Source organism: Arthrobacter ginsengisoli, assembly GCF_031456935.1.
GTDB lineage: Bacteria > Actinomycetota > Actinomycetes > Actinomycetales > Micrococcaceae > Arthrobacter > Arthrobacter ginsengisoli.
On the sequence record NZ_JAVDVQ010000037.1, the window covers coordinates 1 to 23,269 of the forward strand.

Annotated in this window: 19 protein-coding genes, 1 rRNA gene and 1 pseudogene; 17 read left to right on the top strand and 4 right to left on the bottom strand. The window is 67.6% G+C overall.

Annotation, left to right across the window (positions count from 1 at the left end):
* Positions 1–283 precede the first annotated feature (283 nt).
* The 16 genes from rrf (at position 284) to J2X01_RS20910 (ending at position 16,273) form a co-directional block, all read left to right on the top strand.
* Positions 284–400 (top strand): 5S ribosomal RNA (rrf, locus tag J2X01_RS20835).
* Between the two features lie 239 nt (positions 401–639).
* Entirely contained in the window at positions 640–2,424 is a 1,785-nt protein-coding gene (locus J2X01_RS20840) for a hypothetical protein (RefSeq protein WP_310062101.1), read from the top strand.
* Positions 2,408–3,046: a hypothetical protein gene (locus J2X01_RS20845; protein ID WP_310062104.1), complete on the top strand. Its 639-nt coding sequence runs from the start codon at positions 2,408–2,410 to the stop codon at positions 3,044–3,046. Before J2X01_RS20840 ends, J2X01_RS20845 begins: the two co-directional genes overlap by 17 nt.
* Before the next feature lie 139 nt (positions 3,047–3,185).
* Positions 3,186–5,171, top strand: coding sequence for a hypothetical protein (locus tag J2X01_RS20850; RefSeq protein WP_310062106.1), 1,986 nt, complete (start codon positions 3,186–3,188; stop codon positions 5,169–5,171).
* A gap of 6 nt (positions 5,172–5,177) precedes the next feature.
* Entirely contained in the window at positions 5,178–6,167 is a 990-nt protein-coding gene (locus tag J2X01_RS20855; RefSeq protein ID WP_310062108.1) for an HAD-IIA family hydrolase, read from the top strand.
* Positions 6,168–6,177: 10 nt separating this feature from the next.
* Positions 6,178–6,480, top strand: a complete 303-nt coding sequence (locus J2X01_RS20860; protein ID WP_310062111.1) for a hypothetical protein — start codon at positions 6,178–6,180, stop codon at positions 6,478–6,480.
* On the top strand, positions 6,467–7,279 hold the full coding sequence (locus J2X01_RS20865; RefSeq protein ID WP_310062114.1) for a TlyA family RNA methyltransferase: 813 nt from the start codon (positions 6,467–6,469) through the stop codon (positions 7,277–7,279). Before J2X01_RS20860 ends, J2X01_RS20865 begins: the two co-directional genes overlap by 14 nt.
* 22 nt (positions 7,280–7,301) lie before the next feature.
* The gene (locus J2X01_RS20870) at positions 7,302–8,342 is read left to right on the top strand and encodes an NAD kinase (RefSeq protein WP_310062117.1); all 1,041 of its coding nucleotides are present in this window, start codon (positions 7,302–7,304) and stop codon (positions 8,340–8,342) included.
* Between the two features lie 3 nt (positions 8,343–8,345).
* Positions 8,346–10,085 carry a DNA repair protein RecN gene (gene recN / locus J2X01_RS20875; RefSeq protein WP_310062121.1) on the top strand — a complete coding sequence of 580 codons (1,740 nt, stop codon included), beginning with the start codon at positions 8,346–8,348 and terminating at the stop codon, positions 10,083–10,085.
* A 78-nt stretch (positions 10,086–10,163) separates the two neighbouring features.
* On the top strand, positions 10,164–11,975 hold the full coding sequence (gene pyrG / locus J2X01_RS20880; RefSeq protein WP_310062123.1) for a CTP synthase: 1,812 nt from the start codon (positions 10,164–10,166) through the stop codon (positions 11,973–11,975).
* A 27-nt stretch (positions 11,976–12,002) separates the two neighbouring features.
* The gene (locus tag J2X01_RS20885; protein ID WP_310062126.1) at positions 12,003–12,665 is read left to right on the top strand and encodes an NUDIX domain-containing protein; all 663 of its coding nucleotides are present in this window, start codon (positions 12,003–12,005) and stop codon (positions 12,663–12,665) included.
* Positions 12,665–13,669: a site-specific tyrosine recombinase XerD gene (gene xerD / locus J2X01_RS20890; RefSeq protein ID WP_310062128.1), complete on the top strand. Its 1,005-nt coding sequence runs from the start codon at positions 12,665–12,667 to the stop codon at positions 13,667–13,669. The genes J2X01_RS20885 and xerD overlap by 1 nt, the downstream gene beginning before the upstream one ends.
* Before the next feature lie 36 nt (positions 13,670–13,705).
* On the top strand, positions 13,706–14,194 hold the full coding sequence (locus J2X01_RS20895; protein WP_310062131.1) for an 8-oxo-dGTP diphosphatase: 489 nt from the start codon (positions 13,706–13,708) through the stop codon (positions 14,192–14,194).
* Between the two features lie 67 nt (positions 14,195–14,261).
* The gene (locus J2X01_RS20900) at positions 14,262–14,777 is read left to right on the top strand and encodes an RNA polymerase sigma factor (RefSeq protein ID WP_310062135.1); all 516 of its coding nucleotides are present in this window, start codon (positions 14,262–14,264) and stop codon (positions 14,775–14,777) included.
* On the top strand, positions 14,770–16,065 hold the full coding sequence (locus tag J2X01_RS20905) for a hypothetical protein (protein WP_310062137.1): 1,296 nt from the start codon (positions 14,770–14,772) through the stop codon (positions 16,063–16,065). Before J2X01_RS20900 ends, J2X01_RS20905 begins: the two co-directional genes overlap by 8 nt.
* 10 nt (positions 16,066–16,075) lie before the next feature.
* Complete coding sequence (locus tag J2X01_RS20910; protein ID WP_310062139.1) at positions 16,076–16,273, top strand: hypothetical protein; 198 nt, start codon at positions 16,076–16,078, stop codon at positions 16,271–16,273.
* A gap of 101 nt (positions 16,274–16,374) precedes the next feature.
* Here the strand turns inward: J2X01_RS20910 and J2X01_RS20915 are convergent, their stop codons facing one another.
* The 4 genes and pseudogenes from J2X01_RS20915 to J2X01_RS20930 all read right to left on the bottom strand — a co-directional run.
* Complete coding sequence (locus tag J2X01_RS20915; protein ID WP_310062141.1) at positions 16,375–17,514, bottom strand: bifunctional 2-methylcitrate synthase/citrate synthase; 1,140 nt, start codon at positions 17,512–17,514, stop codon at positions 16,375–16,377.
* A gap of 65 nt (positions 17,515–17,579) precedes the next feature.
* Positions 17,580–18,482, bottom strand: a complete 903-nt coding sequence (gene prpB, locus J2X01_RS20920; RefSeq protein WP_310062144.1) for a methylisocitrate lyase — start codon at positions 18,480–18,482, stop codon at positions 17,580–17,582.
* Complete coding sequence (locus J2X01_RS20925) at positions 18,483–20,003, bottom strand: MmgE/PrpD family protein (protein WP_310062148.1); 1,521 nt, start codon at positions 20,001–20,003, stop codon at positions 18,483–18,485.
* Positions 19,999–20,656 (bottom strand): annotated as a pseudogene (locus tag J2X01_RS20930) (GntR family transcriptional regulator); the annotation flags it as partial. The pseudogene J2X01_RS20930 and the gene J2X01_RS20925, both read right to left, overlap by 5 nt.
* Positions 20,657–20,841: 185 nt before the next feature.
* On the opposite strand from J2X01_RS20930, the gene J2X01_RS20935 reads away from it, so the two are divergent.
* Positions 20,842–22,761, top strand: a complete 1,920-nt coding sequence (locus J2X01_RS20935; protein WP_310062151.1) for a propionyl-CoA synthetase — start codon at positions 20,842–20,844, stop codon at positions 22,759–22,761.
* Positions 22,762–23,269 lie beyond the last annotated feature (508 nt).

Genomic DNA, 23,269 nt, shown 5'->3' on the forward strand with positions numbered 1-23,269 from the left:
TAGGCCGGATGTGGAAGCGAGGACTAACGACTCGTGAAGCTGACCGGTACTAATAGGCCGATAACTTACACCACACACCCCCTCCCGCGAACCCGATTCAAAAGGGGTTCGCACCACGGGGGAGGGTACAAAGAAACAAGACTGCTTGCGTCCACTATGTGGTTCCCAGACAACAAACCCGTTGCTCGGCGAACCAACAACTGAATAAACAACACCACAGTTGTAACACCAGATTTCCCGCCACCAGGGCCCACCAAACCCCTGGCAGGTGCGGAGCAAGGGTTACGGCGGTCATAGCGTGGGGGAAACGCCCGGTCCCATTCCGAACCCGGAAGCTAAGACCCACAGCGCCGATGGTACTGCACCCGGGAGGGTGTGGGAGAGTAGGTCACCGCCGGAACATCATTACACGGTCGAGGACCCCCAACCACGTTGGGGGTCCTCCCGCATTTAACCGCATAAACACCCCAGGTCAATTCATCCGGCGAAAATAGACGGCCGAAATCTTTGATTTCCGCAGTTCTCATCCGGTGTGGCCTTGCCCACGCCGTACGTGCCCCCGTTAGTATTTGGTGGGGCTGCTGACGGCGGCCCGGTGGAACCAGCGCGTCCACTATTCGATCTTGGGGGAGTAGTTTAGTGAAAATTCCAAAAGTGATTGCGGTGGTGGCAATCCTGGCGGCCGCTGCGGTGACATCCATCATTCCGGCCCATGCCGAAGACTTGCCGTCTGTCGGCCCAACCATGGCAGCGAGCTTCCAGCCGGCGCCGAAGGCCGAGCCCACAGCGTCGCCCTCGCCCACCTCAGCGGCCACGTCCGGATCCGCGACTCCCGTGCCGACCGCCACGCCCACCAAATCGGCACCGGCACCGTCTCCATCGGTCACCGCCGCCACGCAGTCAGAGAAGCCGACGGCGACCAGCAAAACCACCGCCGAGGAACTGCCTGCGGGTGTGGCCGCTGTCGGTGCCGGCGAAGCGGCCATCGAAGCCCACTGGGAATCGCTGGGCGGCGCCACCGGATCCCTGGGCCCGGTGGCCTCGGCCGTACTATGCGTGTTACGGGACAGTGGTTGCGTCCAGCGCTTTGAAAACGGCGCCATTCACTGGTCCAACGCGACCGGAGCCCACGCCACAATGGGGGCAATCGCCGCAAAGTGGGCGGGTCTGAATTGGGAGTCTGGGCGGCTCGGCTATCCCATCAGCGAACAGATCTGCACTCTCAAAAACGCCGGCTGCGTTCAGCGTTTTGAAGGCGGCGCCATTCACTGGTCCAAGGCAAGCGGAGCCTTCGCAACGTGGGCAGCCATTGCGGCCAAATGGGCGGGTCTGAATTGGGAGTCCGGGCGACTCGGTTATCCCATCAGTAACGAAATTTGCGGCTTGAAGAATGGTGGCTGTGTCCAACGCTTCGAAGGCGGGGCTATTCACTGGTCCAGCGGAACCGGGGCGCACGCCACCTGGGCGGCAATTGCCGCCAGATGGGCAACCTTGAACTGGGAATCGGGGCGTCTGGGCTATGCCGTCAGTGACGAGACCTGCGGTTTGCGAAATGACGGCTGCGTCCAGCGTTTCGAAGGCGGTGTGGTCTACTGGTCGCCATTCGGCGGCGCCCAGCCGATGTGGGGAGCCATTCTCGCCAGCTACGGGACCCGGTCCTGGGAAGCCGGATCACTGGGCTACCCGGTGGCGGCGGAGTCCTGCTCCGGCTCCAGCGCGTGTTCACAGGAATTCCAGTACGGCCGGTTTGCCTGGACAGCCGGCGTGGGCGTCAAATACCATCTCCGGTCTGCGGGCTACTGCGAAGCCTTGAACCGCAACGCTGTGCGATATCCTGGCGCCGGCCCGGCCCGTGTGTCCTTTGCCATTGCGGAAAGCTACCCGGCGACACCTGTTACCTTCACCAACTGTGTCAAGGCCAACGGGGCCTACCGCGTGGATTGGACGGTTACCGGGTATGCGGGAGAGAGCGGATTTGCCCGTCCCGGAGTTGCCTCCGGCCCCACCATCAACAAGTTTTCGCCCACCGGCTCCTTTACCGTGACCGAAGCCTTTGGCCTCGGAAACCCGGGAACAGCACTGTCCTACCGCCAACTCAACCCGTACTCACGCTGGGGCGGCCGGCTGAACTCGAACTACAACAAGTACTTTGAATCCAGCGCCGACATCTTCCCGGACGAAAACATGTGGTATTACGCAACACGGCCGGCGCATGATTACCGTCAGGGCGTTGTGATCAACTACAACCGGCCCCCGGACTCAGCCATCCAGATGAATGCCGGTTTCGCGATCTTCCTTCATGCCAACCGGGTCCCCACCTGGGGCTGCATTTCGCTCGAAGAGGCAGACGTCGTCAGGTTCCAGCGCGGGGCAGTACCCGGAGACCGGATCATCATGGGAGTCGGAGATGATGTTTTCAACTAAGAAGATGGGCCTTGCGGGCCTCGGACTGATCCTCGCGGTCGGACTCTCAGGATGCAGCGGGTCTTCCCCGTCACCCAGCGCAGGGGCTTCGACGTCGACGGGACCTGCCGCGACGGCGACGCCCAGCAGTTCGGTGCCACCGATCGCACGCGACGGATCCTCCCTGATTCCCACCACCGAGGTCGGGGCGTGTTCGATTCTGAGCATGGAACAGATCCGGGCTGTCCTGGGCGATGCGGCGCGTGGCATCCAGTCCGGTGAAGTCGCCGGGACAGTCAGTCCTTCCGGCGTCAGGCACGAAAACTGCATCTACCCACTGGACACAAGTGGCACGACGACGCACGCCGTCGTCCTTGAACTGGTGACGTACCCGGACGAGGCAAGCCGTGCGAACATTGACCCCTGGGAGGCCATGATGTCCCCCACAGAAGTTACGGGCCTATGGGGTGAAGCGCGCTACGCCACGAACCGGCTCAGCGAGTCCACGGAGCATGTCCTGGCCGTGGCCCGTGGAACGCAGATCTGGAGATTCGTGGTGTCCCAGCCCCAGGAGGTTTCCACCTGGGAGGCCCCGGAAGGGTTGGCGGTGCTCAGGAAGCTGGCGGAGACTGCCAGAATCTAGCCCGTCGGACTCGACTACAATAGAGGCTGGCCTCGAGGCGGACCGTTCACCACGGATTCGTCCTCGTCAGGCAAGAAGCAACTAGAGTAGTACGGCTGCCGGCGTGCCAGTCGGGGGCTCGCAACAGGAGGAATCCAGCATGGCTGAGCACAACGACGGTAACCGCAGCGGCAAAGATCGCGGCAACTTTGGCGGCGGGCGTAATACCGGCGGCGGCGGATTCCGCGGCACCAACAACTCCGGCGGAGACCCCCGCGGGTACCGTGCTCGCGATGACCGCGGCAGCGAGGGGGCCCGTCCCTCCAGCGACCGCGATCGCCAGCCTTCCGGCGACCGCCCGGCGCGTGAAGGCGACCGTAAGCCGTACAGCGGTGGTGGGGATCGCAAGCCGCCGTATAGCGGTGGTGGGGATCGCAAGCCGCCGTATAGCGGTGGTGGGGACCGTAAGCCGTATGGTGACCGTGCTCCGCGTGAGGGTGGCGGGGAGCGCAGCGGCTTTGGCGCCGGCGGCTCCGACCGCAAGCCGTACAGCGGCGGAGGTGACCGTGATCGTAAGCCCTACAGCGGCGGCGATGATCGTAAGCCCTACAGCGGCGGCGATGATCGTAAGCCGTATAGCGGCGGAGGTGACCGTGATCGTAAGCCGTATAGCGGCGGAGGTGACCGTGATCGTAAGCCGTATAGCGGCGGAGGTGACCGTGATCGTAAGCCGTATAGCGGTGGTGGTGATCGTAAGCCGTATGGTGACCGTGCTCCGCGTGAGGGTGGCGGGGAGCGCCGCAGCTTTGGCGCCGGCGGCGCCGACCGTAAGCCGTACAGCGGCGGCGGTGACCGTGATCGTAAGCCGTACAGCGGCGTCGCCGACCGTAAGCCGTACAGCGGCGGCGACAACCGGAAGCCGTTTGGCAGCCGCGATGACCGTCCGGCCCGCAGCTTTGACCGCGGCGATTCTGGCCCCCGCCAGTACGGCCGCGACCGGGCAGAAGACCGCCCGGTCCGCGTTCCCAACGCCCGGGACCTCCGCAGCGCCAACCGACCCGACCGCGAACGTTCACCGCAGATTGACGACGATGTTACGGGCAAGGAACTGGACCGCGCCACGCAGCACCAGATCAAGACCCTCGAGGACAACAGCGCCGAGTGGGTGGCCCGCCACCTCGTGATGGCCGGACGCCTGATTGACGACGAACCGGAGTTGGCCTTCCAGCACGCCCTCGCGGCCAGCCGACGCGGTGGCCGCCTCGCCGCCGTCCGTGAAGCCGTAGGCCTGACCGCGTACGCAGCCGGCCACTACGGCGAAGCCCTGCGCGAGTTCCGCACCTACCGGCGGATCAGCGGCTCCAACATGCACCTGCCCGTCATGGCCGACTGCGAACGCGGACTCGGCCGGCCCGACCGCGCCCTGGAGATGGCACGCTCCGAAGAAGCCAAAGATCTCGACGCCCCCGGCAAAGCTGAACTGGCCATCGTGGCCGCCGGCGCCCGTACCGACCTGGGCCAGTTGGACGCTGCCGTCTCCGAACTGGAAATCGTCCAGCTGGACATCAACCGGGCGTTCTCCTACAGCCCGCGCCTGTTCCGCGCCTACGCCGACGCCTTGACCGCCGTGGGCCGCACGGCCGAAGCCGAAAAGTGGCAGCGCCAGGCGGGTGTGGCCGAGAACGCCCTCGGCCTGGATGTCTCGGAAGAACCGGACATCATCGACCTCGGCTGGGACGAGGAAGAGGAAGCCCGCGAGGAAGAGCAGCAGCGCCGGCTCCTCGCCGAGCAGACCGCCCAGCGGTCCGCTCCGGCCGCCGGGGACAAAGAACAGGAGCAGGCGCCGCGTGCCGCCAGCGCTGAAGCCGTTGCCGGTCTTCCGGAAACGCCCGGGGCGGCCGCAGACCTTGACGACGGAACGGACGACGTCGAGTCCGACTTCTGGGAGTCCGACGACGCTGAGTCCGATGACGACTCCGTGGAAAAGGACGCGCTGGACCGCTCCGAGGTGCTCAGCGGCGATGACTCCGGTGAGGACATGGGTGGCACGGGACACAGCGATTCCCACGCCGGGTCTTCTGACGCCGACTCCCACGCCGGGTCTTCTGACGCCGACTCCCACGAGCCGGAACGCTCCGAAGGCTGATCGGGAATGGCCGCACCGGAGCTGATCTCGACCTTCGACGCCCTCCTTGCCGATCTCGACGGGGTGGTCTACGCGGGACCCCATGCTATTCCGGGCGCCGTGGAGTCGCTGCTCCGGCTCGCCGGGATCGGCGTCGGACTGGGCTACGTCACCAACAACGCTTCCAGGACACCCGCACAGGTGGCGCAGCACCTGCGCGATCTGGGTGCCCCGGCGGAGGACCACCAGGTCGTGAGCTCCTCGCAGGCCGCGGGCGAGCTGCTGGCATCGCTGTTGCCTCCGGGTTCCCGCGTCCTGATCACCGGCGGGGCCTCGCTGGCGCAGGAAATTGAACTCGCTGGGCTGGTGCCGGTCCGCAGCGAAGCCGAGCAGCCCGTTGCCGTTGTGCAGGGCTTCCACCCGGACCTCGGGTGGAAGGACCTCGCCGAAGCCGCGTACGTCATTGCCGGCGGCGCCCTGTGGGTGGCCACCAACACGGACATGTCCATTCCGCAGGCCCGCGGCATGGCACCCGGCAACGGGACCCTGGTGGCGGCCGTAGCCGCCGCGACCGGGCAGCGGCCGCTCGTCGCCGGCAAGCCGGAAGCGCCCCTGTTCCACGCAGCGGCCAAGCGGCTGGCTGCCGACCGGCCCCTCGTCGTCGGCGACCGGCTGGACACCGACATCCTCGGCGGCAACAACGCCGGCTTCGCCACCGCCGCCGTGCTGACCGGCGTCGACACGAGGGAATCGATCCTCGCCGCCCGCACGCAGGAACGGCCCGACTACCTGATCACCGACCTCACCGACCTCTACTGCCCTTACCCGGTCGTGGAGCCCGACGGCGGGCAGCACCGCTGCGGCGCCGCCTCCGCCGTCGTGCACGGTGGGACAGTGCGCGTCAGCGGCGATCCCGGCGACCTCGACGCCTGGCGGGCCGCGTGTTCGGCCTGGTGGACAGCCAACCCCGAGACCGCCACCGCGCTGGCGCCGGTCCTCGAATGGGTGGATCACTAGACTGGGGACCATGACCGAGCCGAACACCACCACCGAGCCGGACCCCGACGGCGTCGATGCCCAGGTTCGCTGGCCGGCCCGTCCGGCGGCCGCTGGGCATGTCCCCTCCCTGGACCCCGCCGTGACGGCGCTCCTGGACCGCCTCGGTGACCTCCCGGATCTGCCGGTGGCCCGGCACGGGGACGTCTACGCCAGCCTGCACGACGAGCTGCTGGCCGCCCTGAACGAGACCGTCTCAGACCAGGCGCCCGGGAGAGACACGACAGCCGGGACCGGCACTGAAACGGGGGACGCCACGCATGACCAGGCTTGACCAGGCGCTCGTCAGCCGCGGGCTCGCGAGATCCCGCACGCATGCCGCACGCCTCATCGCCGAAGGCAAGGTCAGCTCGCAGGGCGACGTGCTGACAAAGGCTTCACTCCAGGTCCAGGACGACACGGGCCTCGACGTCGAAGCCACCGGCGAGGACACCTACGTCAGCCGTGCCGGGCACAAGCTGGCCGGCGCGCTGGACGCCTTTCCCGCCGTCGAGGTCGCCGGTAAACGGTGCCTGGACGCCGGTGCCTCCACCGGGGGATTCACCGAGGTGCTGCTGCGCCGCGGCGCGGACCATGTTGTGGCCGTGGACGTCGGACACGACCAGCTCGTCCCTGTGATCCGCAATGACCCCCGCGTGTCCGTGCACGAGGGCCTCAACGTCCGCTACATGACGCCGGCCGAGATAGGCGGACCGGCGGCCCTGACGGTGGCGGACCTGTCCTTCATCTCCTTGACGCTGGTGCTGGCGCCCCTCGCGGCGTGCACGGAACCAGGCGGGGATCTGGTCCTGATGGTCAAGCCGCAGTTCGAGATCGGCAAGGACCGGCTGGGCCGCACCGGGGTTGTCACCTCCGAGTGGGAGCGCCGCCTCGCCGTCGGCAAAGTCGCGGCGGAGGCGATGGACACCGGGCTGGAACTGAAAGGCCTCGCCAGCAGCCCGCTGCCCGGCCAGGACGGAAACGTCGAGTACTTCCTGTGGATAAAGCGCGGGATTGGAACAGACCTGCCTAAGATCGAAGAGCGGGACGCAGCCGTTGCTGCGCTCCTCGGAACAATCTGGCCCCAGTACTAGAAGCACCAGAAGGCGGAACCCGATGAGCAGGCGTGTCCTCATCCTTTGCCACACAGGCCGTGAGGAGTCCCTCAAGGCTGCCTGGGAAGCGTGCGGCCAGCTCCACGACTCCGGCATCGTCCCCGTGATGCTGGAATCCGAGCTCGGCGACATGGTCCGCTTCTTCGGACGCCTCGACCATCCTGTCGAAATCCTCCATGACCACGTGATGCTGCCCGACGTCGAACTTGTCATGGTCCTCGGCGGCGACGGCACCATCCTCCGCGCCGCGGAACTCGTGCGCGAGTTCGATGTGCCGCTGCTCGGCGTCAACCTCGGCCACATCGGGTTCCTTGCCGAGAGCGAGCGGGCGGACCTCGCCCAGACCGTCGAATGGATCGCGAGCCGCGAATACACCGTTGAGGAGCGGATGACCATCGACGTCCAGGTCTGGGTCCGCGGACGGAAAATCTGGCACACCTGGGCCCTCAACGAGGCAGCGATCGAAAAGGGCAACCGCGAACGGATGCTCGAGGTGGTCACCGAGGTCGACGAACGCCCCCTGACCTCCTTCGGCTGCGACGGCGTCGTCCTGGCCACGCCCACCGGCTCCACCGCCTACGCCTTCTCCGCTGGCGGACCGGTGGTCTGGCCCGAGGTGGAGGCGCTCCTGATCGTGCCGATCAGCGCCCACGCGCTCTTCGCCAAGCCGCTCGTTGTCTCGCCCCGGTCCCGGCTCGCGGTCGAAATCCTGAACCGGACCGACGCGCAGGGCGTGCTCTGGTGCGACGGGCGCCGCTCGGTGGACCTCCCGCCCGGAGCGCGTGTGGAAGTGACCCGCTCCGCCACTCCCGTCCGGCTCGCCCGCACCCACCAGACGCCCTTCTCCGGCCGGCTGGTCCGCAAGTTCGAACTCCCCATCCAGGGCTGGCGCGGGCCCATGCCGCAGGCCGCGAAGGTCCATACCGGGCCGATTCCGGTGATCCGCACGCCCCGGCCGATGCCTCCGCTGCCCACTCCGCCGCAGGCTGGGCCACCGTACCCAGGTCCGGGCGAGACTCCAGATCCATCGACTGCGAAGTGAATCATGCTTGAAGAACTGAGAATCCGCGATCTTGGCGTCATCGCCGACGCCACGCTGCCGCTCGGCCCGGGCCTGAGTGTCGTGACCGGTGAAACCGGCGCCGGCAAGACCATGGTGGTGACCGCCGTCGGCCTGCTCCTTGGCGCACGGTCCGACGCCGGCGCGGTGCGCAGCGGCGCGAAGAGCGCGTCCGCGGAGGCCACGGTGAAGCTCGACGCCGGCCACCCGGCCGTGGCGCGTGCCCGTGAGGCCGGCGCCGAGGTTGACGAGTTCGACGGCGCCGCCGAGCTGCTGCTCGCCCGCAGCGTGGGGGCGGACGGGCGGAGCCGCGCCTACCTCGGCGGACGGGCCGCACCCGTCGGCGTGCTCGGGGAGATCGGCGAAACCCTTGTCGTGGTGCATGGCCAGTCCGGGCAGATCCGGCTCAAGAGCCCGGTCGCGCAGCGCGGCGCCCTCGACAAATTCGCGGGGGAGAGCCTCGCCGGGACACTCGGCAGCTACCAGGAGCTCCACGCGCACTGGAAATCCAGCCGGGCCGAGCTGGATGAGCTCCGCAGCGCCGCCCGGGAACGCCTCCGCGAGGCCGAGTCGCTGGAGGCCGCGCTGGCCGAGATCGACGCCGTCGACCCGCAGCCGGGGGAGGACGAATCGCTCAAGGCGGAGGCCGTCAAGCTCGCCAACGTCGAGGAACTCCGGATCGCGGCCAGCACGGCACACCAGGCGCTCATCGCGGAGGACTTCGGCGAGGATGCCGACGCAACCACACTGGTCGATGCCGCCAAGCGCACGCTGGAGCACGTCGCCGAACACGACGAGGAACTCGGCTCCGCGGCTGCCCGGCTGGCTGAGGTCGGCTTCCTGCTCAACGACATCGCCACCGAACTCGCCAGCTACCAGGCTGCCCTCGACACCGAGGGCCCGGAACGGCTCGCCGAGATCGAGGACCGCCGGGGGGTACTGGCGAAGCTGGTGCGCAAGTACGCTCCCAGCATCGACGAGGTGCTGGTGTGGGCTGAAGCGGCCCGGACGCGGTTCCTGGAGCTGCAGGACGACTCCACCCGGATCGAGGCGCTGGATGCCGAGGTGGCCCGCGCGGGGGACGCGCTGGCCAAACAGGCCGCCGGCATCAGCAAGCTGCGCAAGAAGGCCGCCAAGGAGCTTTCCGCCCGGGTCAGCGCGGAACTCAAGGCCCTGGCGATGGCGGATGCCACCCTGGTCATCAACGTCGAGTCCGGCGGGCAGCCCGGACCGTTCGGCGCGGACGAAATTTCCTTCCTGCTCCAGCCGCACTCCGGTGCCCCCGCACGTCCGCTGGGCAAAGGCGCCTCCGGTGGTGAACTGTCCCGGGTGATGCTCGCCATCGAAGTGGTGCTGGCCGCCGTCGATCCGGTTCCCACCTTCGTCTTCGACGAGGTCGACGCCGGCGTGGGCGGCCGCGCCGCCGTCGAGATCGGTCGGCGGCTGGCGATGCTGGCCCGGCACGTCCAGGTCCTCGTGGTGACCCACCTGCCGCAGGTGGCAGCGTTCGCCGACCAGCACATCCGCGTGACCAAGACCTCCGTGCGTGGCGCTGACGGGGACACGGCCACCGGCTTCACCTCCAGTGATGTCCAACTCCTCGACGCAGCGGAACGCGTCCGGGAGCTGGCCCGGATGCTCGCCGGCCAGGAGGACTCCGAATCCGCCCAGGCGCACGCCCAGGAGCTGCTGGACGACGCCAGGCTGCTGCCGCAGCAAGCCTGAACACCCCGCCGGGCGGACCCGGGCCCTGACGGGAATCACAGCGGATTGCCGGGAACAGACCCTTGAAAGGCCGAATTGATGATAGGCTCGAACTCCGTGGTGCAGCGATCAAATTCCCGTGTAAATTCCCGGTTCCCGGGCTCGTCCAAGACGACCAAACACATCTTCGTCACCGGTGGTGTGGCGTCCTCGCTCGGTAAGGGACTGACGGCCTCGAGCCTCGGTCACCTCCTGCGGGCACGCGGCTTGTCTGTAACAATGCAAAAGCTCGATCCCTATCTGAACGTGGATCCGGGCACGATGAACCCCTTCCAGCACGGCGAAGTCTTCGTCACCGACGACGGCGCCGAAACGGACCTCGATATCGGCCACTACGAGCGCTTCCTCGACGAGAACCTCGAAGGCTCGGCCAACGTCACAACCGGCCAGGTCTACTCGACCGTCATCGCCAAGGAACGCCGCGGCGAATACCTCGGCGACACCGTCCAGGTCATCCCGCACATCACCGATGAAATCAAGCGGCGAATGCGGCTTCCCGCCGAGGGCAAGCACGCCCCGGACGTCATCATCACCGAAATCGGCGGCACCGTGGGCGACATCGAGTCGCAGCCGTTCCTCGAATCCGCCCGCCAGGTCCGCCAGGACATCGGCCGCGGAAATGTGTTCTTCCTGCACGTCTCCCTCGTGCCGTACATCGGCCCGTCGCAGGAACTGAAGACCAAGCCGACGCAGCACTCCGTGGCCGCGCTGCGCTCCATCGGCATCCAGCCCGAGGCGATCGTGATCCGTTCGGACCGTGAAGTCCCGCAGGCCATGCGCGACAAGATCGGCCGTATGTGCGACGTCGACATCGACGCCGTGATCGGCTGCCCGGATGCGCCGAGCATCTACGACATCCCGAAGACCCTGCACTCCCAGGGCCTGGATTCCTACATCGTCCGCGCCCTCGACCTGCCCTTCAAGGACGTCGACTGGACCAGCTGGGACAGGCTCCTGGACGCGGTCCACAACCCCAAGCACGAGGTTGAGATCGCCCTGGTCGGCAAGTACATCGACCTGCCCGACGCCTACCTGTCCGTGACCGAGGCGCTGCGTGCCGGCGGCTTCGCCAACGACACCAAGGTCAAGATCCGCTGGGTCCCCTCGGACGAATGCGAAACCCACGAGGGCGCCGTCACGTCCCTGGACGGAGTCGACGCGATCTGTGTCCCCGGCGGCTTCGGAATCCGCGGGCTCGAAGGCAAGCTCGGCGCGCTGAAATATGCCCGCGAAACCAAACTGCCGGTCCTGGGCCTCTGCCTCGGCCTGCAGTGCATGGTGATCGAGTATGCCCGCAACGTGGTCGGCCTCGAAGGCGCTTCCTCCTCGGAGTTCGAACCGGATTCCAGGTACCCGGTGATCGCCACGATGGAAGAGCAGCTGGACATCGTCGACGGCAAGGGCGACCTGGGCGGCACCATGCGCCTGGGCCTGTACGAGGCCAAGCTCGATGAGGGCTCCGTCGTCGCCGAGACCTACGGCACCACCAAGGTCAGCGAGCGGCACCGGCACCGCTACGAGGTCAACAACAAGTACCGGGAGCAGATTGCCGCCCAGGGGCTCGTGTTCTCCGGGACGTCGCCCGACGGCAAGCTCGTGGAGTACGTGGAGCTTCCCCGCGACGTCCACCCGTACTACGTGGCCACGCAGGCACACCCGGAGCTCAGCTCACGCCCGACCCGGCCGCACGCACTGTTTTCGGGACTCGTGAAGGCCGCCCTGGAGCACCAGAAGGGCAACGGGAGCACCGCCACGAGTTCGGCACAGGGCGCCGTCAAGGGTGCCGCAAAAACCGACACAGCCGCGGGCGCTCCGGCCGCCGCCAAGCCTTCCCCGGTAGTGTCGAAGTAACCACCAACTGAATCAAAGGACGGCGCGATGCCCGGTACCCCTGAAACCCCCCATGCTGCACGGCAGGTTTCGGATGAACCGAGCCCGCGCCGTCTTTTGTCGTCCCGGACGGTCTACGAAGGCCGGATCTGGGATGTCGTCAGTGACAGTTTCCAGCTCAACGACGACGGCGATCCGCTGGTCCGCGACTACATCGACCACCCCGGCGCGGTGGCGGTCCTGCCGATGAACGACGACGGCGACGTGCTGCTGATCAAACAGTACCGGCACCCCGTCGGCATGGACCTGTGGGAGATCCCGGCCGGGCTCCTCGACGTTGAAGGCGAGGACTTCGTGGCCGGCGCCGCACGGGAACTCGCCGAGGAGGCCGACCTCGTCGCCAGCCGGTGGAATGTGCTGGCCGACTTCTTCAATTCCCCCGGATCCTCCAGCGAAGCCATCCGCATCTACCTCGCCCGGGACCTGAGCGATGTGCCCGGCCACGAACTCCACGTCCGCACCGACGAGGAAGCCGAAATCGAGCTGCACTGGATCCCGCTGGATTCGGCCGTGCAGGCCGTGCTGGAGGGCCGTCTGCACAACCCCTCCGCCGTCGTCGGAATCCTCGCCGCCGCGGCCGCCCGTGCCGACAACTTCAAGGGCCTCCGCCCGGGTTCCGCGCCGTGGCCCGCGCACCCCAGCCAGCGCTGATGACGGGACCGCTGATCGCCGAGCCGCCGGCCCCGGCAGGGCAGGCACCCGCCAGGCCGCTGACGGCAATTGACCGCGCCATGACGGACTACCTGCAGCACATGGGCGTGGAACGGGGACTCGCCGTCAACACCCTCTCCGCGTACCGGCGGGACCTGGCCCGCTACGCCACGCACCTCGCCAACACAGGCCGGGAACGCCCTGCCGAGATCACCCGGCACGACGTCACCGGCTTTGTCCAGGCCCTCTCCGACGGCTCCGACGGCGGCTCGGCCCTGGGCATCCGGTCGGCGGCCCGGACGGTGGTGGCCGTCCGCGGGCTGCACAAGTTCTGGGCACTCGAGGGCGTCACCCCCACCGACCCGGCCAGCGACGTCCATCCGCCCATGCCCGGCAAGCGGCTGCCCAAGGCCATCAGCGTCGGCGAAGTCACCAGGATCCTGGAGGCGGTCGGAACGGACACCGCCACCGGGCTGCGCGACCGTGCCCTGCTGGAGTTCCTGTATTCCACCGGCGCCCGGATCAGCGAAGCCGTCGGCCTCGACGTCGACGACATCACCCTGCACGCCGGACAGGCCGAGGACACCGGGCCCGCGATCGTCCGGCTGTTCGGCAAGGGTTCCAAGGAACGGCTGGTCCCGCTCGGGTCCTTCGGTGCCCGTGCCCTGGACGCCTACCTGGTCCGGGGCCGGCCGCTGCTGTCCGCCAAGGGCAAGGGGACCCCGGCACTGTTCCTGAACGCCCGCGGCGGACGGATCAGCCGGCAGAGCGCCTGGACAATCCTCAAGACCGCCGCGGAGAAGGCCAACATCACCAAGGACGTCTCGCCGCACACGCTGCGGCACTCCTTCGCGACCCACCTGCTCGAAGGCGGGGCCGACGTCCGGGTGGTCCAGGAGCTGCTGGGCCATGCCTCGGTCACCACCACGCAGGTGTACACCCTGGTTACGGCGGACACTCTGCGGGAGATCTACGCCGCCGCGCATCCCCGGGCGCTGGGCTGACCCGCCGGACCCCGACCCGCCGCTAGTCTTGGCTTTATGGCCTCCACTCCCGTCACCCTGTGTTTCCTGCTCCGCGAAACGGGCTCCGGCACCGAAGTGCTGCTGGGGCTGAAGCGGACCGGGTTCGGCACGGGCAAGATCGTGGGTATTGGCGGCCACGTCGAAGCGGGGGAGAGCGACGCCGAAGCCGTCGTCCGCGAAGTCTGGGAAGAAGCCGGAGTCGTCGTCCGTCAGGCGGACCTGGCCCACGCCGGCGTCGTCGAGTTCATCTTCCCCAGCCGCCCCGAATGGAACATGTACTGCAGGCTCTTCACTACCCGGCGTTGGGAGGGCGAGCCGGCGGAGAGCCTTGAGATTACGCCCGGATGGTTCGACGTCGAAGCACTGCCGCTGCCCCTGATGTGGCAGGACGCGGAGCACTGGCTGCCGCCCGCGCTGGCAGGCGAGGTGCACGACGTCGTGGTTGTCCTGAACGAGGACAACGAGACTGTGGCATCGGTCGAAAAACTTCCCCCGCGACTGTAACCGCGTGGACCGGGCCGGAAACCAAACAGGTAGCCTGCACTTCAGGACGCTACTTTCAGGGGGGAACGTGCTTTCGGAGCGCGAACTGGCGTTTATCGCCATTCACAAGGAAAGCTATCCGCGGGTCTACCGCTTTGTCCGTCGGCGGGTGGAGTCCGCCGAGATGGCGGAGGAACTCGTTTTCCGGGTGGTGTGGCAGAAGTGGGGCGACGAGCCGCGCTCTGACCTGGCCTGGCTGCTCACCGTGGCCCGCAACCTGGTGGGCAACGCCTACCGGAGCCGGGACCGCCAGCAGGCGCTGCAGGACAAACTCCGCTCCGCCGCTGTTGTGCGGTTCGGCGATGAATCGGACAACGTCGCTGTCCAGGATGCCCTGGCCAAACTGCGGGACAAGGACCGGGACATTCTCCAGCTCGCATATTGGGACGAACTGAGCACCGCGGAAATCGCCGGTGTCCTGCAATGCAGTGAATCCGCCGCCAAGGTCCGTCTGCACCGGGCACGGGCTGCCTTCCGAAAGCACATGCCGCCCGGCGCCGCATCGATCATGGCTGGATCGACCACACGGAAGATGGGTGCCTGAGATGGATCCGATTAAGAACAGAATTTCCGCCACCGACCCCGTGCACTTCGATCCGTCGGTGCCCGACGGCGAAGCGGCCCTGCACCGGATGCTCACCGAACCGGCCGCCTTCAGCGACACCGGCCTGGCCGGCGTGGCCTCCCTGGACGAAGCCCGCCGACGCCGGCGTGCCCGGATCGCCGGGGCCATGACGATCGCTGTGGCGGCCGTGGCCGCGGGCGTCCTGGTTGCCACCAACCTCGGTGCGCTCACCACGGCGCCGGAACCGGCGAGCACCGTCGTGGCGACGGAATCCCCGGCCCCCGCCACTGCCGCGGCGACGCAGACCGCCACACCGGGCGCCACGCCGAGCGCCACGCCGGCGCCCCCGCCGGCCCCGGCCGTCTGGACCACGTTCACCGACTCCAGCGGACAGGCCACGTTCGATCACCCGGCGGACTGGCGTGTGGCGGAGAGCGTGCTGGCGGCCGGGACGGGACTGGGCTACTGGACCAGCGATATCAGCGTCACGAACGCGGCCGGAAAACCCGTTGCCCGGCTGCGCACCATCCCGCAGGCATCCGGAACCGGAGCGCCGGCGGTGCCCTACCAGACCCTCGACGCCGTGACCCTGGACATCCCGCAGGCAGCCTCCGGTGGCGCCCAGGCAGGCCCGACCCAGTTCAAGTTCCGCATACTCGAAGGAACGGCGGTGTACGGTGCCCTCACGATCGACTCAAGCGGCGTGCCGGCGTCGGGAAAAGCCGGCCAGCTGCTGTCCTCGGTCCGGACCCCGGAGGGCGTCCCTGCCATCACCTTCGGGACGGGCCAGGTCCTGGCTGCTGACGGCCGGGACGCGCCACTGGCGTTCGCGTCCGTGGCCGAGGCCAAAGCCTATATGGCCGCGCAGGAGTACCAGGACGTGAAGCGCATGCTCATTTCACTGGAACTCAGGTCCGTCAAGAAGCAGCCGGTCTGGAAGAACTACACCAGCGCCAACGGGCTGGGCAGCTTCGACTACCCTGACAACTGGCAGGTGACCAGCCGCGAAGGCGGCCGCTACACCGATGTGACCAATGAGTCCGGCCGCGTGCTGCTGACCCTGGGATTTCAACCAGACACGCAACCGCCCGAACATCATTTCTCCCTGCACTCCGTATACGGTGCTGGACAGTGCGGCCATGACGTTCCCCTCGAACCGGCAGGGCGAGCGGGCCATCGCACCCCAGTTCATCTTCCGGGTCTGGGACGTCAGCCAGCTGGGGCAGCCGTCGGTTCCGTTTGCCGGCAACCTGGGCATCGCGGATGAAAGCTGGGGAGTGAACGGCAGCACCTGCGATCCACAAAACGTCGTCAGTGGCTTACCCTCCGGCGAGTACTTCTTCGCCCAGAACTACAACACCGGCGCCGAATCGGACCTGAAATTCCAGTCCCTCGAGGAGGCACGCCGATACATGGAAACGGCCGAGTTCGCGACGCTCAAGCGCATTGTGCTGTCACTGAAGATCAACGGATAAGCTGCGCAGGCGACAAACACGATCAACGCGGGCAGCTGCCACGACCAGCGGGCCGGCCACCTTTGAAAGGTGACCGGCCCGCCGTCGTGCGTGCTGGAGAGCTAGTCGAGATGCCGTTCCTCGACGCCGTTGTATTCGCTCAGCGGGCGGATCAGGGAATTCGAGTCCAACTGCTCCATGATGTGCGCGGTCCAGCCGGTGATGCGGCTGGCGACGAACAGGGGAGTGAAGGTCTGGGTGTCGAAGCCCATCAGGTGGTATGTGGGTCCGGCCGGGTAGTCGAGGTTCGGCTTGATGGCCTTGGCCTCGTCCATGGCCGTTTCCAGACCGTTGTACAGCCCCAGCAGTTCCGGCCGGCCGTAGTGCGCGATCATTTTGTCCAGGGCGGCCTTCATAGTGGGCACACGGGAGTCGCCGTGCTTGTAGACGCGGTGCCCGAAGCCCATGACCTTCTTCTTGTGAGCCAGGGCGTCCTCCATCCACGCCTTGGCGCGGGTGTGAGCCTCCTCCAGCGACTCCTCCGGCCGGATGCCGATCTCGTCGAAGGTGTGCATGACGGCCTCGTTCGCGCCGCCGTGCAGCGGGCCCTTGAGCGCCCCGATCGCCCCGGTCACGGCCGAATGCAGGTCCGAGAGCGTCGAGGTGATCACGCGGGCCGTGAAGGTGGAGGCGTTGAAGGAGTGCTCGGCGTACAGGATCATCGAGACGTTGAAGGCCTCAACGACTTCCTGGACGGGCTCCTCGCCGAAGGCCATCCAGAGGAAGTTCGCCGAGTAACCCAGGTCATCGCGGGGCGCCACGACGTCCTGGCCGTGCCGGCGGCGCTGGTCGTAGGCCACGATCGCCGGCATCGCCGCGAACAGGTCCACGGCCTTGGCCATGTTGGCCTCGCGCGAGGAGTCCTCCGCGAGCGGGTGCCGTGCGCCCATGACGGAGGCCGCCGTGCGGCAAACGTCCATCGGGTGCGACGTGGTGGGCAATGCGTCCACCACCTGCTTCACAACCGGATCGATCGGACGCCCGGCGCGTTCCCGCGCCGTGAACTCCGCCAGCTGGTCCGGGGTGGGCAGCTCGCCGTTCCACAGCAGGTAGGCGACTTCCTCGAAGCTGCAGTTGGCGGCCAGCTCCTGCACGGGGTATCCGCGGTAGAGCAGCGAATTGGTGTCCGGGTTCACCTTGGAGACCGCGGTGTAATCCACCACGACGCCGGCGAGGCCCTTTTTGATCTCTTGTTCAGCCATGCTGAAACTCCTTTGTTCCTGTCGCCTGTGTTGGACCGGCCGGAGCCGGACGTCCGATGCGGGGTTTACTGTCCCGGGATCTGGAAATTGAAAACCCCGGTATCGAAGCTGTTGTAGGCCTCGTAGTCCACGAGGTCATACAAACGCGCCCGGGTCAGCATGTTCCCGACCTGGGCTTCCTGGGTACCGTCAGCCCTAATCGATTCCAGCGTACGCTCCGCAGCGCCCATGGCACTACGGAGCAGCGTCACCGGATAGATGACCATGTTGACGCCGACGCCGGCGAGCTGTTCGACCGTGAACAGCGCGCTCTGGCCGAACTCGGTCATGTTGGCCAGGATCGGCACGTCGACGGCGTCACGGATGGCCTGGAATTCGCTGAGGTCCTTCATGGCCTCCGGGAAGATGGCGTCAGCGCCGGCCTCCACGAGCGCCTTCGCGCGGTCCTGCGTGGCTTTCAGACCGTCGGTGGCCCGGATGTCGGTCCGCGCCATGATCAGGAAGTTCGGGTCACGCCGGGCGTCGGCCGCGGCGCGGATGCGCTTGGTCGCCGTGTCGAGGTCCACGACGTTCTTGCCGTCGAGGTGGCCGCAGCGCTTGGGGTTGAACTGGTCCTCGATGTGCAGGCCGGCGAGGCCGGCGTTCTCGAGTTCCTGGACCGAGCGGGCCACGTTCATCGGCTCGCCGAAGCCCGTGTCGGCGTCGACGATGCTGGGCAGGTCCGTCATCCGGGCGATCTGCCCGGCCCGGGTGGCCACCTCGGTCAGCGTTGTCAGGCCGATGTCCGGCAGGCCCAGGTCATTGGCCAGCACGGCGCCGGAGATGTAGACCCCGGCGAAGCCCTTTTCCTCGATCAGCCGGGCCGAGAGCGGGTTGAACGCGCCCGGGAACTGCTGGATCGTCCCGGAGGCCAGGAGCTCGCGGAAGCGGACCCGTTTCTGCTCCGGCGTGACCTTCGAGTACAGCATTTAGAAGAGTCCCTTCGGTGCGGCGGCGAGGTCGATCACGCCGGCGGCGGCCTGGATGTTGAGCTGGTCCAGCTCGCCGGCGGCCAGCTCGGGCAGGCGGGCGGCGGCAGCGAGGAAGCGTTCGATTTCCTCGTCCGCGACCAGGCCGGCGGCGAGGGTGCGGAACTTGTTCACGTACTGTTCCCGCGCGAACGGCCGGGCGCCCAGCGGGTGGGCGTCGGCGACGGCGATTTCGTCGGTGATGACAGTGCCGTCCTTGAGCGTGATGACGACGGTGCCGCCGAACGCCTTCTCGGCGATGTCGAGGGAGTGGTAGCGGCGGGTCCACTCCGGATCCTCCACGGTGGTGACCTTGTGCCAGAGTTCCACCGTGTCCGGGCGGGCCGCGCGTTCCGGGGCGTAGGAATCGACGTGGTGCCAGGCGCCGTCCTGCAGGGCGACCGTGAAGATGTACGGGATGGAGTGGTCCAGCGTTTCGCGGCTGGCCGTGGGGCTGTACTTCTGCGGATCGTTGGCGCCTGAGCCAATCACGAAGTGGGTGTGGTGGCTGGTCTTGATCAGCACGGATGCGACGTTGGCCGGGTCGGTGACCTCCGGGTGCTCGCCGTTCAGCTTGCGCGCCAGGTCGATCCACGCCTGCGCCTGGTACTCGGCCGAGTGCTCCTTGGTGTATGTGTCCATGATGGCGCGCTTGGTTTCGCCGGGGGTCGGCAGCGGCACGGTGTAGGAGGCGTCGGGGCCATCCAGCATCCAGGCGATGACGCCGTCCTCGCCTTCGTAGATCGGCACCGGCGAGGTCTGGCCGCGCATCGCGCGGTCCGCCGACTCCACGGCCATCTTGCCGGCGAACGCCGGGGCGTGGGCCTTCCAGGTGGAGATCTCGCCCTTGCGGGACTGCCGCGTGGCGGTGGTGGTGTGCAGGGCCTGTCCGATGGACTGGAAGATCGTCTCGACGTCGAGTCCCAGCAGGGTGCCGATGCCGGCGGCGGCGGAGGGGCCGAGGTGCGCGACATGGTCGATCTTGTGCTTGTGCAGGCAGATGGCCTTGACCAGGTTGACCTGGATCTCGTAGCCGGTGGCGATGCCGCGGATCAGGTCCTGGCCGCTGGCGCCGACGTGCTGCGCCACGGCGAGGATGGGCGGAATGTTGTCGCCCGGGTGGGAGTATTCCGCCGCGAGGAAGGTGTCGTGGTAGTCCAGCTCGCGGACGGCGACGCCGTTGGCCCAGGCAGCCCATTCGGGGGCCACCCGTTCCTCGATGCCGAAGACCTTCGAGCCCTTGCCGCCCGTGGTGGGGCCGTGGGTCAGCGCCTGGGCGCGGGCCGCCACGATCGGGGCGCGGTTCAGCGAGGCGATCGCCACCGAGGCGTTGTCGATCACCCGGTTGATCACCATGTCGGTGACCTCCTCGGAGACGGCGACGGGATCCGCGGCGACCTGCGCAATCTTGAACGCGAGCTGGTCCTCGCGGGGCAGGTTTTCCTCGCTCTTGTAAACGCGGACGTGGTGTTCCTTGACCATGGTGCTCCTTCTTAGTGAGGTGTATGCGTGGCTTTGACGTGGGAAAGACTGCGGTGCAGATGAAGCGTGGTGGCCGCCTCGGCGAGCCGGGGATTGCCGGCCGCGATTGCCTCGGCTATGGCGGCATGCTCGGCGGCCGCCGCGGTGAGCCGTTCGGCGTCGTCGGCCGCCAGCCGGCGGACCCGGACCAGGTGGACGCGCAGGCTGCGCATCGCCTGGGCGAGGTAGGAGTTGTGGATCGCGGCGTCGATGGCGGCGTCCAGCCGTCCGACCAGTCCGTAGTAGTCGTGCCGGGCAGGGTCCCCGGCGCTGATCAGCTCAGGAGCCCGGCGCAGTTCATTGTGGAGCTGTTCGAAGGTGGCGGCGTCGCCGCGTTCGGCGGCCAGCGCCGCGGCCTTGCCCTCCAGGGTTTCGCGCAGTTCGAAGAGTTCGTCGATGTCTTCCAGTGAGATGTCGGTGACGACGACGCCGCGGCCGCCCGCCGCCGTCGTCAGGCCCTCCGCGGTGAGCCGGCTGAGGGCCTCCCGCAGCGGGGTGCGGGAAACGCCGAGCCGCTCGGACTGCTCCACTTCCGCGAGCACCGTCCCGGGCAGGAGGCGCCATTCAATGATCTCCTCACGCAGGGCCGCATAGGCCTTGTCGCTGGCGCGCATCCTGCCTCCTTCATTGGCTGACCCTGTTCAGTGTATACACGAATCTGACAAATGCCCAGCATTTGCCGTTTTTTCCTGGAATTCCGCGTGGAAAGTCGCAGTTGTGTATACATAGGTCTTGTGCCGCGGGCCGGGGCGGGGCTACCATGAGCACCATCACATCGTCGTGGACGGGACTCATTTTCATGGTTACCAAGAACTACCGGGACAGCTACACACGCAGCCTGGAGACACCCGAGGAATTCTGGCTGGAGGCCGCCGGGAGGATCTCCTGGACCAACCCTCCGCAGCGGGCCCTGGATTCCAGCAGGGCACCGCTGTATGACTGGTTCCCCGACGGCGTCCTCAACACCTCCTACAACGCGCTGGACCGCCACGTGGCGGAGGGGCGCGGCGGACAGGACGCCCTGATTTATGACTCCGCCATGCTGGGCACGCAGGAACGCTACAGCTATGCGGAGCTGACCGACCTCGTCGCCCGGTTCGCCGGGGTCCTGCGCAGCCAGGGCGTGGGCAAGGGTGACCGCGTCGTGATTTACATGCCGATGATCCCCGAGGCGGCAATCGCCATGCTCGCCACGGCCCGGCTCGGCGCCGTGCACTCCGTCGTCTTCGGCGGTTTCGCCCCCAAGGAACTCGCCGCACGGATCCGTGACGCGTCCCCCGCGGCCGTGGTCACGGCCTCCGGCGGCATCGAACCCTCGCGCCGGATCGAGTACCTCCCCGCGGTCGCGGAGGCTCTCGGACTGGCCGGAGCACGGGACACGCCGGTCCTCGTCAAGGCCAGGGAAGGTTTCGCCGCCCCGGCGGCCGGGCACGCCGGCTGGCTGGACTGGGATACCGAGATGGCAACCGCCACGCCTGCGGCTCCGGTCGACGTCAAGGCAACCGACCCGCTGTACATCCTGTACACCTCCGGAACCACCGGCGCCCCCAAGGGGGTCGTGCGGGACAATGGCGGCCACGCGGTGGCGCTCAGCTGGACCCTCGAAAACATCTACGACATCGGCCCCGGCGACATCATGTGGACCGCCTCCGACGTGGGCTGGGTAGTGGGGCACTCCTACATCGTGTACGGGCCGCTGCTGGCCGGCGCCACCACCGTCATCTACGAAGGCAAGCCCGTCGGGACGCCGGACGCCGGCGCGTTCTGGCGCGTCATCCAGGACCACAAGGTCAACGTGCTCTTCACCGCCCCCACCGCGCTGCGGGCCATCCGGAAGGCCGACCCTGAGGCAAAGCTCCTCGATGGCTACGACATCTCCAGCCTGCGCACCCTCTTTGCCGCCGGCGAGCGGCTGGACACGGACACCTTCCACTGGGCCTCGCGGATCCTCGGAGTCCCGGTGGTGGACCACTGGTGGCAGACCGAGACCGGCTGGGCCATCTGCGCCAATCCCCGCGGGCTGGATGGGATGCCGATCAAGGCCGGCTCGCCCAGTGTGCCGATGCCCGGTTTCAAGCTGAACATCGTGGACGGATCAGGGGCGGACGTCGAGGCGGGGACGGAGGGCAACATCGTCCTGGCGCTCCCGCTCCCGCCGGGCACGCTGACCACGCTCTGGGGCAACGACGAGCGCTACATCTCTTCCTACCTGCAGGCGTTCGAGGGCTACTACGCCACCGGCGACTCCGGCTACCGGGATGAGGACGGCTACCTCTTTGTGATGGGCCGCACCGACGACATCATCAACGTCGCCGGCCACCGGCTCTCCACCGGCGCCATGGAACAGGTCATCGGCCAGCACCCGGCAGTGGCCGAGTGTGCCGTGATCGGACTCGCGGACCCGCTGAAGGGCCAGCGCCCCAGCGGCTACGTGGTGCTGAAGTCAGGGGTGGATGTGCCCGAGGAGATCCTGGTCAAGGACCTGATCGCCCTGGTCCGGCGGGACATCGGTGCCGTGGCCGACTTCAAGCACGTCACCGTGGTCGAGGCCCTCCCCAAGACCCGCTCCGGAAAGATCCTGCGCAAGACCATGCGCCAGATCGCCGACGGCGAGGACTACGTGGTGCCCTCGACGATTGAGGACGCCGGTGTGATCGACCAGCTCGTCGGAACCCTGCGTCCCGCTGCCGGGCGACCCGGCCAGTCAATCGTGCCCTAGCTGGCTATAGGTCGTGTCAAGGCCGCGTCCGGGCGCAGCGGTGCGCGCCTCGGGCGGGCCGGGGGCGCTGGCAGGGGTGTGGCGGTTGGGCAGTTTGTTGGCTGGACCGGCGTGGTTCCGTGTCGCGCCCACGCTGACTTATCCGACCTCGGGGGCAATTCTCCGGGTCATCTGGCGTCGTTCGGGCTGCGGCCGGGGCGAAGGGCCGGGCGCCAAGCTAGAAGCGGCGTAACGCGTGAGCGCCCGCCATAGCCCGGTCGGCGTCTGGTCCGGCCCTTCGTCGGTTCCAGCGTCTCACCGTCGTCCGGAGTTGTGAAGTGGTTTGGTGGGCGCACCTCCTTGAAGCCGGGAACCGGCAGCTTTCCCGGCTGGCCGTATGGTGTGCCGCCGGCTTGTCGCCGTCAACGTCGTTCGTCCTCGCTGGCTGCGGGCGCTCCACGTTGACCGCTTCCTTGCGCCGGCGGCGGGGAGCGGCAGCTGTCCGGCAAAGACGTCGGCCCGGATGCTC

Bases quoted from the DNA above. Each gene is read 5' to 3' on its own strand.
- J2X01_RS20845 (WP_310062104.1), top strand. From the start codon at position 2,408: ATGATGTTTTCAACTAAGAAGATGGGCCTTGCGGGCCTCGGACTGATC.
- J2X01_RS20850 (WP_310062106.1), top strand. From the start codon at position 3,186: ATGGCTGAGCACAACGACGGTAACCGCAGCGGCAAAGATCGCGGCAAC.
- J2X01_RS20855 (WP_310062108.1), top strand. From the start codon at position 5,178: ATGGCCGCACCGGAGCTGATCTCGACCTTCGACGCCCTCCTTGCCGAT.
- J2X01_RS20860 (WP_310062111.1), top strand. From the start codon at position 6,178: ATGACCGAGCCGAACACCACCACCGAGCCGGACCCCGACGGCGTCGAT.
- J2X01_RS20865 (WP_310062114.1), top strand. From the start codon at position 6,467: ATGACCAGGCTTGACCAGGCGCTCGTCAGCCGCGGGCTCGCGAGATCC.
- J2X01_RS20870 (WP_310062117.1), top strand. From the start codon at position 7,302: ATGAGCAGGCGTGTCCTCATCCTTTGCCACACAGGCCGTGAGGAGTCC.
- recN (WP_310062121.1), top strand. From the start codon at position 8,346: ATGCTTGAAGAACTGAGAATCCGCGATCTTGGCGTCATCGCCGACGCC.
- pyrG (WP_310062123.1), top strand. From the start codon at position 10,164: ATGATAGGCTCGAACTCCGTGGTGCAGCGATCAAATTCCCGTGTAAAT.
- J2X01_RS20885 (WP_310062126.1), top strand. From the start codon at position 12,003: ATGCCCGGTACCCCTGAAACCCCCCATGCTGCACGGCAGGTTTCGGAT.
- xerD (WP_310062128.1), top strand. From the start codon at position 12,665: ATGACGGGACCGCTGATCGCCGAGCCGCCGGCCCCGGCAGGGCAGGCA.
- J2X01_RS20895 (WP_310062131.1), top strand. From the start codon at position 13,706: ATGGCCTCCACTCCCGTCACCCTGTGTTTCCTGCTCCGCGAAACGGGC.
- J2X01_RS20915 (WP_310062141.1), bottom strand. From the start codon at position 17,514: ATGGCTGAACAAGAGATCAAAAAGGGCCTCGCCGGCGTCGTGGTGGAT.
- prpB (WP_310062144.1), bottom strand. From the start codon at position 18,482: ATGCTGTACTCGAAGGTCACGCCGGAGCAGAAACGGGTCCGCTTCCGC.
- J2X01_RS20925 (WP_310062148.1), bottom strand. From the start codon at position 20,003: ATGGTCAAGGAACACCACGTCCGCGTTTACAAGAGCGAGGAAAACCTG.
- J2X01_RS20935 (WP_310062151.1), top strand. From the start codon at position 20,842: ATGGTTACCAAGAACTACCGGGACAGCTACACACGCAGCCTGGAGACA.